Annotated in this window: 8 protein-coding genes and 1 pseudogene; 6 read left to right on the forward strand and 3 right to left on the reverse strand. The window is 73.9% G+C overall.

What is annotated here, in order from left to right; translation table 11 throughout:
- The first annotated feature begins 6 nt into the window (after positions 1-6).
- From G7070_RS15425 to G7070_RS19335, 3 genes are all read left to right on the forward strand, one after another.
- Positions 7-708: a ThuA domain-containing protein gene (locus G7070_RS15425; RefSeq protein WP_166234475.1), complete on the forward strand. Its 702-nt coding sequence runs from the start codon at positions 7-9 to the stop codon at positions 706-708.
- 203 nt (positions 709-911) lie between these two features.
- On the forward strand, positions 912-1,691 hold the full coding sequence (locus tag G7070_RS19040; RefSeq protein ID WP_250645987.1) for a prolyl oligopeptidase family protein: 780 nt from the start codon (positions 912-914) through the stop codon (positions 1,689-1,691).
- On the forward strand, positions 1,676-3,001 hold the full coding sequence (locus tag G7070_RS19335) for a prolyl oligopeptidase family serine peptidase (protein ID WP_250645988.1): 1,326 nt from the start codon (positions 1,676-1,678) through the stop codon (positions 2,999-3,001). Before G7070_RS19040 ends, G7070_RS19335 begins: the two co-directional genes overlap by 16 nt.
- A gap of 10 nt (positions 3,002-3,011) precedes the next feature.
- Here the strand turns inward: G7070_RS19335 and G7070_RS15435 are convergent, their stop codons facing one another.
- Positions 3,012-4,016 carry a hypothetical protein gene (locus G7070_RS15435; RefSeq protein WP_166234476.1) on the reverse strand — a complete coding sequence of 335 codons (1,005 nt, stop codon included), beginning with the start codon at positions 4,014-4,016 and terminating at the stop codon, positions 3,012-3,014.
- 348 nt (positions 4,017-4,364) lie between these two features.
- Here G7070_RS15435 and hrpA point away from each other — a divergent pair, with 348 nt between their 5' ends.
- From hrpA to G7070_RS15450, 3 genes and pseudogenes are all read left to right on the forward strand, one after another.
- Positions 4,365-8,219 carry an ATP-dependent RNA helicase HrpA gene (hrpA, locus tag G7070_RS15440; protein ID WP_166234477.1) on the forward strand — a complete coding sequence of 1,285 codons (3,855 nt, stop codon included), beginning with the start codon at positions 4,365-4,367 and terminating at the stop codon, positions 8,217-8,219.
- Positions 8,220-8,229: 10 nt separating this feature from the next.
- Positions 8,230-9,135 carry a PAC2 family protein gene (locus G7070_RS15445; protein WP_166234478.1) on the forward strand — a complete coding sequence of 302 codons (906 nt, stop codon included), beginning with the start codon at positions 8,230-8,232 and terminating at the stop codon, positions 9,133-9,135.
- 4 nt (positions 9,136-9,139) lie between these two features.
- Positions 9,140-9,943 (forward strand): annotated as a pseudogene (locus G7070_RS15450) (acyl-CoA thioesterase); the annotation flags it as partial.
- Between the two features lie 230 nt (positions 9,944-10,173).
- Here the strand turns inward: G7070_RS15450 and G7070_RS15455 are convergent.
- Complete coding sequence (locus tag G7070_RS15455; RefSeq protein ID WP_431977903.1) at positions 10,174-11,127, reverse strand: sigma-70 family RNA polymerase sigma factor; 954 nt, start codon at positions 11,125-11,127, stop codon at positions 10,174-10,176.
- A 154-nt stretch (positions 11,128-11,281) separates the two neighbouring features.
- Positions 11,282-13,411, reverse strand: coding sequence for a S9 family peptidase (locus tag G7070_RS15460; protein WP_166234479.1), 2,130 nt, complete (start codon positions 13,409-13,411; stop codon positions 11,282-11,284).

A 13,411-nucleotide genomic window follows, 5' to 3' on the forward strand; every position in this document is an offset into this window, starting at 1 on the left:
CACGTCGTGCCGCGCGTCCTGATCTTCTCCGGCGCCGGGCGCTACGCCGACCCCTGGCATCCGTTCGAGGAGACGACGGCCGCGATCGCCGACGTGGCCCGCGGGATCGGCGCCGACGTCACGATCAACCACAGCACCCCCGACGCCTTCGCGTCGTTGGCCGACGTCGACCTGGTGGTGGTGAACGCAGGGGGCGGCGACCCGCACGACAGACCGGCCCCCGAGCCCGTCTGGGACGCCGCGCAGGCGCAGTTGGCGGAGTACCTCGCCGCGGGCGGTCCGCTACTGGGCACCCACACCGCCGCAGCGGCCTTCCCGGACTGGCCGTCGTGGCGGGAGTTGTTCGGCGGCGCCTGGGTGCGGGGGACGTCGTTCCACCCCGAGCGGAACTACGCCCTGTTCGAGGCCACCCCCGACTTCGTCGATCACCCGATCTTCGCCGGCATCGAGGCGCCCGCCGGGCTGCCCGCGCTGGCCGGCCGGCCGGCGGTGCTGTGCTACGACGAGCGCTACAGCGCGATGGTGCTGGGCGAGGACGCGCGTCCGCACCTGGTGCACGAGACGGGCGAGAAGCTCGAGGTGTGCGGCTGGGTCACCGGCGATCGGATCATCTACGACGGGCTGGGCCACAACGCCCGCTCCTACGAGTCGAGCAGCCGCCGCCGGCTGCTCGCCAACGAGATGACCCACCTGCTGTCGTTGTCCTGATCGCCGTCACACCCACCCGCGCCGCGGGCGCCCACTGCGCTGCCCCCGCCGTGCTGGTCTCACCCCGCTGTGCTGTCTGACTCCGCGGGGCGAGGTGACCCACGCTGGGCCGAGGCGACGCGCTGTGCTGAGCACCGCCGTCCTGGCCGACCGCCGTCCGGAGCATCCCGCGTGCGGCTTGCGCCGCTCCTAGGATGGCGACCATGGACTACCCGCTGACGCGCCGCGACGACCTGACCGAGACGCTCCACGGCGTGGAGGTGTCCGATCCCTACCGCTGGCTGGAGGACGCCGACGACCCCGACGTGCAGGCGTGGGCGGGGGAGCAGCAGGCGTTCACCGAGGCCGCGCTCGCCGGGCTGCCCGGTCGGGGCTGGTTCCGGTCGTTCCTCGACGCCGAGGTCGCCCGGCCGCGCGCCGGCATGCCGGTGTGGCGCAACGGGCACTACGTCGTCAACCGCAACGACGGCGCCCACCCGCAGGACGTCTGGTACCTCGCCGACAGCCTCGAGGCCCTGCTGGCCGGCGGCGAGGTCGTCCTGGACCCGAACGCGTGGAGCGAGGACGGCACCTCGTCCCTCTCGGCGTTCAGCATCTCCCGCGACGGCGCCCGTCTCGCGTACGCGCGCAGCGACGGCGGCTCCGACTGGCAGCACATCCGCGTCAAGGATCTGGCGACCTGCGAGGACACCGACGAGCCCGTCGTGGCCAAGTTCACCTCCCCGGCCTGGCTGCCGGACGACCGGTCGTTCCTCTACACCACGTTCGACGAGGCCGCCGACGCCCGCGGCACGGCGACGGCGGGCCTGGGTACCGCCCGCCTCATGGTGCACCGCCCGGACGGCGAGGACGAACTCCTGCTGAGCTTCCCCGACGAGCCGCACACCCAGGCCTGGGGCCAGGTCTCCCACGAGGGCGGGCACCTGCTGGTCTCCATCGTGCGCGGCACCGAGCGCACCAACCGCCTGTGGGTCTACCCCTGACGACCGCGGACGGCCGCACCACGTTCGGCGACCCCATCAAGGTCGTCGACACCGCGGACGCGGAGTACGACCCGATCCGCCTGGACGGGGACACGCTGCTGCTCCAGACCGACCTGGACGCGCCGCTGGGGCGGATCGTGTCGGTCGACCTCGGGTGGGCGGCGCGCGGCGACGTGCAGTTCGCGGAGGTGGTGCCCGAGACCCGGGCGACCCTCACCGACGCCGTCGCGGCCGCCGACGGGCTGCTGCTGGGCTACCTCGACGACGCGCAGGGCGCGGTCGTGCACGTGGGACGCGACGGCTCGGGCGCGGTCGAGGTCGACCTGCCCGCCGGCGCGCTCGTCGGGCTGGACGGCCGGGCCGGGCGCGAGGAGGCCTTCGCGGCGGTCAGCACGCTGACCACGCCCACGGCGTCCTTCCGCCTCGTCCTGCCGGCGCACCAGGGCGACCCGGTGGCCGTCGAGCCGCTCGACCTGCTGCCGCGCGCGGCCCTGGACGCCGACCGGCCGGGCTTCGTCCTGCGCCGGCACCGCGCCACCAGCGCCGACGGCACGCCGGTGCCGTACTTCCTGGCCGTCCCCGACGACGGCCGCGACGGTCCGCGTCCGACGCTGCTGTACGGCTACGGCGGCTTCAAGATCCCGGTCGGCGCCGACTACCGGCCCGGGTGGGCCGCCTGGCTCGCCGCCGGGGGAGCGCTCGCCATCGCCAACCTGCGCGGCGGCGGCGAGTACGGCACCGCCTGGTACGAGGACGGGCGCCTGGCCAACAAGCAGCACGTGTTCGACGACGTGATCGCCGTCGGCGAGGACCTGATCGCCACCGGGGTCACCCCGGCCGACGGCCTGGCGGTCCACGGTCGCTCCAACGGCGGCCTGCTGGCCGGGGCCGCCCTGACGCAGCGCCCGGACCTGTTCGCCGCCGCCCTGCCCACCGTGGGCGTGCTGGATCTGCTGCGGTTCCACAAGTTCACGATCGGCGCGGCCTGGATGAGCGACTACGGCGACCCGGACACCCCCGAGGGGTTCGCGGACGCCCACGCCTACTCGCCGCTGCACCGCGTCCGGCCCGGGACGGCCTACCCGCCCACGCTGGTGAGCACCGCCGACCACGACGACCGCGTCGTGCCGCTGCACAGCTTCAAGTTCGCCGCCGCGCTGCAGGCCGCCCAGGGCGGCGACGCGCCGATCCTGCTGCGCGTCGACACCTCGGCGGGGCACGGCGCGGGCAAGCCGCTGGCCAAGATCGCCTCCGAGTGGACCGACCTGCTCGCGTTCGCCGCCGAGAACACCGGCCTGCGCCCGGCCTGACCGGGGCGGGTCAGCCCGGCACCAGGACGGAGACGCCGCCCTCGTGGAAGCCCACCGCGTAGCCGCCGATGGCCCGCGCGTTGAGCGAGTCCTCCGCGAGCTCGGCGATCCGGGTGCCGTCGGCGCGCACGAGCGGTGAGCCGTCGGGGGTGGTGACCAGCAGGACGTCGCCCGCCGCCGTGAGGCCGCGGACGGTGCCCTCCGGCAGCCGGGCTCCGGTGGCGACCACCTCCAACTCCTGCACGCGCGGCTCCACGACCACCGGCCGCCCGTCGGCGGCGACCGCCTCGACCCGGGAGGCGCGCGACAGGTCCGCGAGCGTGAAGAGGACGCCCTCGGAGGAAGGCGCCGTCGGCTGGTGCGCCTCGTGGACGCGGCCGCGGTCCTCCCCGGTCCAGGCGTAGGCCTGCCCGCTGGAGGTGGTGGGCGAGCCGTCGGTCACGATGAACCCGTCGCTGGCCCAGTACACGTCGCCCAGCGGCTCCAGCGCCGTCTCGGCGACGATGGTCGCTCCAGTGGTGGCGTCGCGCACCGCGTGGCGCTCGAACATGGTGCGGCACGCCACCGCGGTGCCGATCACGAGGCACTCCTGGGCCTCGAAGTCGCCCTGCTGCTGCCAGGCGACGCCGCCGGGCGTCAGGCCCAGCAGGTAGCCGCGGCCGTCGGCCATGCCCTGGACGACGTACACGTCGCCGACCACGCCGAGCACCCGGTCCACGCGCAGGTCCAGCCTGCCGGTGTCCAGGGCGATCGACTCCCCGCTCCGGACGTGGGTGGCCCTCACCGCCGGCCCGCCGGCCGAGGAGAACACCAGCTCGTGTCCCACCGAGCCGGCCATCTTCGGGCCCGACGGGGCGCACGGGGCGCCGGCGGTGCGCCACAACTCGGCGCCGGAGCGCAGGTCGGTCGCGACGGTGACGCCGTCGGGCTGCTCGACGACGGCCACGTCGTCGGAGATGCCGCACAGCACTCCCGAGGCCGACCAGGTGCGGGCGCCGGCGGCGTACCCCGCCACCAGGTAGCCGCCCTCGGCGATCGTCGGGTGGTAGGAATCCTCGGCGGTTCGGGGGACGCCGCCGGGGTGGCGGCCGGGGAACCGCCCCCGGTGCCGGCGGTGTTCCAGGTACCCGGCACCCCGGGCGGCGGCGCGGGGGCTCCCGCGGGGGTGCCGCAGGCGGACAGCACCGCCAGCACGAGGACGGCGCCGAGGGCGAGAAGACGGGTGGGGCGGGGCATGGGACTCCTGGGGGACGTGCCGACATGACGTCGTTTCGCCACGACCCTAGCGGGGTGGCCGTCCGTGCGGACGCGTCCGGCGACCGGTTGCGGGGGCGTGGGGCGCGGCCCCGTACACTGGTCGGTCGTGCCAGCAGCCCAGCCGAGGATCGCGTTCGACCCTGCCCTGCCGATCAGCGGGGCGGTCGACGAGATCCGTGCTGCCCTGGCGGGGCACCAGGTCGTCGTCGTGGCCGGCGAGACCGGCTCGGGCAAGACCACGCAACTGCCCAAGATCGCGCTGGCGGCGGGCCGGAAGCGGATCGCGCACACCCAGCCGCGCCGCATCGCCGCGCGCTCGGTCGCCACCCGCATCGCCTCCGAGATGGGTGTCGAACTGGGCACGGCGGTGGGCTACCAGGTGCGGTTCACCCGGCAGGCCACCAAGGCGACCGCCGTCAAGCTGATGACCGACGGCATCCTGCTCGCCGAGATCGCCCACGACCGCGACCTGCGGGCCTACGACACGATCATCATCGACGAAGCGCACGAGCGCTCGCTCAACATCGACTTCCTGCTGGGCTACCTCAAGCAGTTGCTGCCGCGGCGTCCCGACCTGAAGGTCATCATCACCTCGGCGACCATCGACACGGCCCGGTTCAGCGAGCACTTCGACGACGCGCCCATCATCGAGGTGTCCGGGCGCACGTACCCCGTCGAGATCGTCTACGAGCCGCTGACCGACGCCGACGACCTGGCGGGCGGGGTCGCGGCGGCGGTGAAGACGCTGCACGCGCTGGGCGACGGCGACATCCTGGTGTTCTGCTCCGGCGAGCGCGACATCCGCGACGCGGCCGACGCCATCGGGGCCCTGAAGCTGCGCAACACCGAGGTGCTGCCGCTGTACGCGCGGCTGTCCGCCGCCGAGCAGGACCGGGTGTTCAAGCCGCACGAGGGCCTGCGGGTCGTGCTGGCCACCAACGTGGCGGAGACGTCGCTGACGGTGCCCGGGATCCGCTCGGTGGTCGACCCCGGCCTGGCCCGGATCAGCCGCTACTCCGCCCGCACCAAGGTGCAGCGGCTGCCGATCGAGGAGATCTCCCAGGCCTCGGCCAACCAGCGCTCCGGACGCTGCGGGCGCGTCGGGCCGGGCATCGCGATCCGGCTCTACGACGAGGAGGACTTCGCGGCGCGCCCCGCGTTCACCGAGCCGGAGATCCTGCGCACCAACCTGGCCAGCGTCATCCTCCAGATGGCCGACGCGCGGCTGGGGCCCATCGAGGACTTCCCGTTCGTCGAGCCGCCGGACCGCTCGCAGGTCCGCGACGGGCTGAGGCTGCTGCGCGAGCTCGGCGCGCTGGCTGACGACGAGCCCGGACGCGACGGCCAGCGCCTCACCCCGACCGGACGCCTGCTGGCCCGACTGCCCGTCGACCCGCGGCTCGGCCGGATGCTCGTGGAGGCCGGACGCCGCGGCGTCCTGGCGGCGATGATCCCGATCGTCGCGGCGCTGGCCATCCCCGACGTGCGGGAGCGGCCCAGCGACAAGCAGGCCGAGGCGGACACGTCGCACCGCCGGTTCTGGCTGCCCGCCGACGCGGCGTCCGGCTCGGACCGGGACGCGTCCGACCTGGCCGCCACCTGGCGGCTGTGGCGCTACCTGCGCGAGCAGCGCCGCGAGCGGTCCGGCAACGCGTTCCGCCGGATGTGCCGCGACGAGTTCCTCAACTTCCTGCGGATCCGGGAGTGGCAGGACCTGGTCACCCAGCTGCGCGACATCACCAAGGAACTCGAACTCGACGAGGCGCGCGCCCCGCGCGGGGGCGGCCGCCGCGGGCGGGGCGCGTCCGAGCAGCGGGGCCGCGAGCGGTCGCGTCCGGACGCGGCGGGGCCGGACGCCGAGCCCGACTGGGACGCGGTGCACACCTCCGCGCTGGCGGGGCTGCTCTCGCACGTCGGGCTGAAGGAGACCCGGGGCGACGACAAGACCCCGCAGCGCCGCGGCCGCCGGCCTCTGGCGGAGTACCTGGGCGCGCGCGGGGCGCGCTTCGCGATCCAGCCCGGCTCGGCGGCGGCGAAGGCGGAGCCGCCGCTGGTGGCGGCGGTCGAGCTGGTCGAGACGACCCGGCTCTGGGGCCGGACGGTGGTGCCGGTCACCGCCGAGATGGTCGAGGCCGTCGGCGCCCACCTCCTGGTGCGGCAGTACGGCGAGCCCCGGTGGTCGGCCTCGCGGGGCCAGGTGGTCGCCGACGAGCGCGTGCTGCTGCTGGGCGTCCCGATCGTCGCGGGCCGGACCGTCGGCTACGCCCGCGTCGACCCGGTCGTGGCGCGGGAGATCTTCCTCCGCTCGGCGCTCGTGGAGGGCCAGTGGCGTACCCGGCACCACTTCTTCGCCCGCAACGAGCGCGCCCGCGCGGAGGCCCAGGAGCTCGAGGAGCGCACCCGCCGCCGCGACATCGCCGCCGACGACGACGGCATCTACGCCTTCTACGACCGCCGCGTCCCGACCACGGTGACCGGGGTGGTGGAGTTCGACCGCTGGTGGCGCGACAAGCGCCGCGAGGAGGACCGGTTCCTCGACTTCAGCGTCGACGACCTCATCGAGGACGTCTCCGCCCTCGACGTGTCCGAGTTCCCCGACTCGTGGACGGTCGGGCCGACCGAGGTCCCCGTCAGCTACACGTTCGACCCCGGCGCCGGACGCGACGGCGTGAGCGTCGAGGTGGACGTGTCCGTGCTCAACCAGGTCGACGCCGCCCCCTTCACCTGGCAGGTGCCCGGGCTGCGCACCGAGCTGGCCACCGAGCTGATCCGCGCCCTGCCCAAGGCGGTCCGCACCCGGTTCGTGCCCGCCCCCGACTGGGCGCGCCGGGCCCTCACCTGGCTCGACGAGCGCCCCGAGTGGGCGCAACGCCCCTTCCCGGACGCCTTCGCCGCGGCCCTGGGCGGGCTGTCGGGCGGCCCGGTGGACCCGGCGCTGTTCTCCCTCGACGCCCTGCCCGAGCACCTGCGCGTCCACTACGTCATCACCGACGGCACCAAGGAGTTGGGCACCGGCACCGATTTCGAGGCGCTGCGGACGCGGTACGCCCCCCGCCTCAACCAGCGGCTCAACGCCACCTCGGAGCTGACCCACGCCGGCGCGACGTCGTGGAAGTTCGGCGTCCTGCCCGCGACGACCGAGATCGCGCGTCGGCCCACGCCGCTGGTCGGGTATCCGGCGCTGGTCGACCAGGGCGACACCGTGGGCGTCCGGGTGGCCAACACCCCCGAGAAGGCCGCGCGCTGGCACGCGCTGGGCCTGCGCCGCCTGATCGCGCTCGACAGTCCCGACCCGACCCGGTCGGTGTTCGCGCACCTGTCCAACCCGGACCGGATCGCGCTGGCGTCCGGGCCGTACGAGAACCTCAACGCGCTGCTCGCCGACGCCCGGCTGCGCGCCATCGCCGACCGGCTCGCCGCGCTGCGGCTCGACCCGGGGGAGGTGCGCGACGAGGCGGCCTTCGTCGCCGCCAAGGACGCCGTCCGCCCCGACGTGGCCGAGCGGATGCAGGCCATCACGCGGCAGGCGGCCTCCGTGCTGAGCCGCGCCACGGCCGTCCGCTCCGCCCTGGCCGGGCAATCCGGCCCCAGCGTCTCCGACGCCCGCGCGCAGCTGGACAACCTGGTGTTCGCCGGCTTCATCGCCGCCACGCCCGAGCCGCACTTCACCCGGCTGGACCGCTATCTGCACGCGCTGGCCAACCGCGTCGCCGCGTGGCGCGACAACCCCGCGCGCGAGGCCCAGCACCTGGAGACCATCTCCGCGCTGGAGGACGCCTACGACGCCGCCATCGCCGGCCACCCCGTGGGCGAACTGCCCGCGGCGGCGTCCGAGGTGGGCTGGCTGCTGGAGGAGCTCCGGGTCAGCCTGTTCGCCCAGTCGCTGGGCACCGCGCAGAGCGTCTCGGCCAAGCGTGTCCGCACGGCCATCGCCGCTCTGGCCGCGCGCCGCGCCGACTAGAGTGGCCGCCATGGCTGACCCGTCGGAGCTCTACACCGTGGACGCCGAGGTCCGGGACGCCGTCCTGGGCACCGCCCCGGTCCTGCTGCACCTCCTCGAGGGCTACGTGGACGCCGGCCAGGTGGGCCGGCAGATCGCCCAGCACCTGCTGGCCACCGGGCAGCCGGAGGTGGTGGCCACGTTCGACCACGACGCCCTCCACGACTACCGCTCGCGGCGCCCCCAGCTCGTCTTCGACCAGAACACCTGGGTCGAGATGAGCGACCCCGACCTCGTCCTGTCGAAGCTGACCGACGCCACCGGGCGGGTCTACCTGCTGCTGAGCGGCCCCGAACCCGACATGGGCTGGCGCCGCGCCCTGGACGCCGTGCTCGCGCTCGCCGCCGACCTCGGCGTGACGGAGCTGGTCACGGCGCACGGGATCCCGATGGCCGTGCCGCACACCCGGCCCACCCTGATCACCGGGCACGCCACCGACCCGGCCCTGGTCGCCGAGAACCCCGTGTGGATCGACCGGGTGACCGTGCCGGGCAGCTTCTCCGCGACGCTGGAGTTCGTGGCGGGGGAGCGCGGCTTCACCGCCCGCGGCTTCGTCGCGCACGTCCCGCACTACCTCGCGCCGGGCACCTACGCGCCGGCCGCGCTGGCCGTCATCGAGCGGATCCGCGAGGCGACGGGCCTGCACCTGCCGCCCGGCGACCTGGCCACCCTGGCGATGGGCACGCTGGCGCAGCTGGAGGAGGAGGTCTCCTCCGACGGCGAGCTCGGACCGCTGGTCTCGGCGCTGGAGGAGCAGTACGACGAACTGGTCGCAGGCGGCGGCCGTTCGGTGCCGTCGGCGGACGAGATCGGCGCCGTCATCGAGCAGTTCCTGGCCGACCGCGACGACGAAGGGAACGCCGGTGGATCACATTGATCAGGTGCTGGAGCTCCTGGAGGTCAAGCGCATCGGGCCCGACGTCTTCGTCGGCGAGAACCCCGACACCCACCTGCAGCGCGTCTTCGGCGGGCAGGTCATGGGCCAGTCGCTGGCGGCGATGTACCACACGGTCGCCTCGGACCGGCTCGCGCACTCGCTGATGGGCTACTTCCTGCGCCCGGGCTCCACCGCGGCGCCGATCGAGTACGTCGTCACCCGCACCCGCGACGGCGGGTCGTTCTCCAGCCGCCGCGTCACCGCGTCCCAGGGCGGCCAGGACATCTTCGTGATGTCGGCGTCGTTCAAGGTGCCCGAGGAACAGGGGCTGGAGCACGCGCTCGCCCCGCTGCCCGACCTGGCGCCGCCGGAGGACTGCCCGTCGCTGGCGTCGGTGCTGGGGCGGCGTTCCCCGTGGACCGCCGAGATCTGGGAGCGGGAGTGGGCCGCGCTGGACGCCCGCTGGATCACCGACTCGCTGGGCTCCAGCAACGGCGAGCCCAGCCTTCAGATGTGGATCCGCTCGGTCGGCGCGCTGCCCGACGACCCGCGCGTGCACCAGATGGTGCTGGCCTACGCGTCCGACCTGACGCTGCTGCCGGTCAGCACGCTCACGCATCCGGAGGCGTTCGGCTCCCCGCGGCTGCAGATGGCCACCATCGACCACTCGATGTGGTTCCACCGGCCGATCCGCGCCGACGAGTGGGTGCTGTACGACCAGACCTCGCCCAACCTCAACAACGCGCTGGGGTTCTCGCGCGGCCGGCTCTTCGCCCAGGACGGGACGCTGGGGGCGAACGCGGTGCAGGAGGGGCTGATCCGCATCGGCGACGCCCGCCCCGCACCGGCCTGGTCTGAGCCCGCACCGCCGGCTTCGCGGCCGCGCCTCTCGTCGGTCCCGCCGGTCGATGGGCAGGCCCGACCCGAGCCCGCACCTGCCGGCCTCGCGCCCCCGGACGCACGAAGGCGGGGCCGGGACGAACCCGGCCCCGCCTCCACGGGGTGCCGCTCTCCTGCGTGCCCTGGCGCCGCCGCGCGTCAGGCCGCGATCTGGGTGTTGCGCAGCTTGGCGATCGCCTGCCGCTCGATCTGGCGGACGCGCTCGGCGGTGATGCCCCACACGCTCGCGATGTCGGCCAGCTTGGCCTGGCGGCCGTCCAGCAGGCCGTAGCGACGCCGGACGACGTCGGCGGACCGCTCGTCGAGGTTGCCCAGCATGTCGTCGAGCCGGGCGCGATCCTCGGCGTCCAGCACGACCTCGTCGGGGCCGGGCGTCGTGTCGCGGGCCAGCAGGTCGCCCAGCGCGGTGTCGCCGTCCTCCTCGACCGGGGCGTCCAGTGAGACGTGGTCGCGGGCCAGACGGAGCAGTTCGACGATCCGATCCTCCTCGAGGCCGAGCTCGTCGGCGATCTCGATGATCTCGGGCTCGCGGCCCAGCTTGCGCTCCAGGTTGCGGCGGGTCGCCGAGACCTGGTTGATCTGCTCGGCGACGTGCACGGGCAGCCGGACGATGCGGGACTGCTGCGCGATGCCGCGGCTGATGGACTGCCGGACCCACCAGGTGGCGTAGGTGGAGAACTTGAAGCCCTTGGTGTAGTCGAACTTCTCCACCGCGCGGATCAGGCCGGTGTTGCCCTCCTGGACCAGGTCCAGCAGCGGCATCTGCGAGCGGCCGTACTTGCGCGCCACGGAGACGACCAGGCGCAGGTTGGCGGTGATGAACTGCTTCATCGCGGCCTGGCCCTCCTCGGCGATGGTCTGCAGTTCCTCGGTGGACGCCTTGACGGCCTTGCGGCCGCCGCGCTCCTTGACGAGCAGGTTGCCGGCGAGGATGTTCTCGGCGTACAGCCCGGCCTCGATGCGCCGGGCGAGGAAGACCTCCTCCTCGGCGCTCAGGAGCGGGGTCTTGGCGATGCCGTCGAGGTACAGGCCGACGGAGTCCTTGCCGTCGATGCCTTCGGAAGAGCGAATGCGGTGTGCGCTGGAGATCATGCGGTCGTCCTTTCGATCGTCACCAGTACAACGCCTGATCGTCCGGATTTGTTCGCTGAGGGCCCGAACGGGCCTCAGGACGCCCCCGACCTCTCCAGATCAAGACTGTGGTCGTACGGGACACCCCTGCCCACGGGGGTGGACACCCGGGGTCTCACTCCCGGACGCCCACCTGGTCCAGCAGCCACGCCAGCTGGAAGGCCCGCTCGCGCCAGGCCTTGTAGCGTCCCGAGACGCCGCCGTGCCCGGCCACCATCTCCGTCTTGAGCAGGATGGGGCGCTCCGGCGGATTCGTCGCCGTCGTCTGCAGGCGCGCGGTCCACTTGGCGGGTTCGGTGACCTCGACGCGGGTGTCGTTGAGGCTCGTCGTGACGAGGATCGCCGGGTACGGGACCGGCGCCACGTTCTCGTAAGGGGAGTAGGCCTTCATCGCCGCGTAGATCGCGGGATCGGCGACCGGGTTGCCCCACTCCTCCCACTCCATCACCGTGAGCGGCAGTTCGGGGTTCAGGATGGTCGTCAACGGATCGACGAACGGGACGACCGCGTGGGCCGCCCGGAACAGGTCGGGTGCCAGGTTCAGCGCCGCGCCGATCAGCAGGCCGCCCGCGGAACCGCCCTCGGCCAGCAGCCGGTCGGGCGCGACGTAGCCCTGCTCGACGAGCAGCCGGCCGGCCGCGACGAAGTCGCTGAAGGTGTTGGCCTTGTGCTCGCCCTTGCCGCCCTCGTACCAGGGCCGCCCGAGCTCGCCGCCGCCGCGGACGTGCGCGATCGCGAAGACCAGGCCGCGGTCCAGCAGGCTCAGCCGGCTCATGGCGAAGTACGGCATGGTCGCCGACTCGTAGGCGCCGTAGCCGTACAGCAGGCCGGCCGCCGTTCCGTCGACGGGGGTGTCGCGGTGCCGCACCACCGACACCGGGACGCGGGTGCCGTCCGGCGCGGTGGCCCACAGCCGCTCGCTGACGTAGACCGACCGGTCGTAGGGGCCGCGCTGGGGGTGGTCGAGGACCGGGGTCTCCTTCAGCAGCCGGCGCTCGCCGGTGTCGAGGCGGTACTCCCACACCGACGGGGGGCTCACCAGCGACTCGTAGCCGAACCGGATCCGGTCGGTGTCGAAGTCGGGGGACTCCTCGGCGCCGACGTCGTACAGGTTCTCGTCGAACTCCAGCTCCACCGGATCGCCGAGGCGACCCTCGGCGTCCCGGGGGAGCAGCATGATGCCCGCCAGGCCGTCGGTGCGGTGCTCGACCACGACCGAACGCTCGTAGACCGTCACCCCGGTGAGGCGGCGACGCGGGTCCTCGGCCAGGACGGGCTCCCACTGCTCCGCCGACGTGGCGTCCAGCGGGGCGCGGCTAAGCGCGAACTGCGGCGCGCCGTCGTTGTGCAGGACCCACAGCCCGTCGGGGGCCACCTCGATGGAGTAGTCGACGCCCTGGCGGCGTGGGGCGACCACCCGCGGCGCCGCCGTCGGGTCGTCCGCCGGGAGCAGGGCCGCCTCGCTGGTGAGCTTGGAGGAGGCCTCGATGATGATCCAGCGATGATCGCGCGAGTCGTCCACGCCGATCCAGAACCGCTCGTCCGGCTCCTCCACCACCAGGGCGTCCGGCGTGGCCCCGCCGAGCTCGTGGCGCCACACCTGGTGCGGGCGCCAGGCGGCGTCCACGCGGGTGTAGAAGAACCAGTCGCGCCCGGCCCAGGCGCCGCCGGCGCCCACACCCGGCAGCGGGCCGTCGATCACCTCGCCGGTGGCGAGGTCGGCGAACCACAGGTCGTAGCGCTCGTCGCCGGCGACGTCGGTGGAGTAGGCCAGGCGGGTGCCGTCGGGGGACACCTGCGCGTGCCCCATCGAGAAGAAGTCGTGGCCCTCGGCGAGCGCCTGCACGTCCATGACCAGCTGCTCGCCCTCGGGCGGGGTGGTCACATCGGGGATGTCGTCGCGGGAGGTGGCGGGCACGCGGTACGTGCTGGGGTAGTCCAGACCCTCGGTGGTGCGGCTGTAGTACCAGAAGCTGCTGCCGTCGGTGTGCGTGACGTGGGTGGGGACCGACAGGTCGGTCTGCTTGGTGCGCGCCTTCAGGTCGCCGAACAGCGTCTCGGTGAGGGGGGCCAGATGCGCCGTCTCCTGCTCGGTGTAGGCGTTCTGGCCCTCCAGGAACGCGAGCAGATCGGGGTCGGTCTTGTCCGCCATCCAGTGGTACGGGTCCGCCACGGCGTCGCCGTGGACGGTGCGGATGTAGGGGCGCTCGGGCGCGCGGGGAGGCGTCAGCTTCGGTTCGGGCAC

The sequence above is a fragment of the Propioniciclava coleopterorum genome (genome assembly GCF_011393335.1).
Lineage (GTDB): Bacteria > Actinomycetota > Actinomycetes > Propionibacteriales > Propionibacteriaceae > Propioniciclava > Propioniciclava coleopterorum.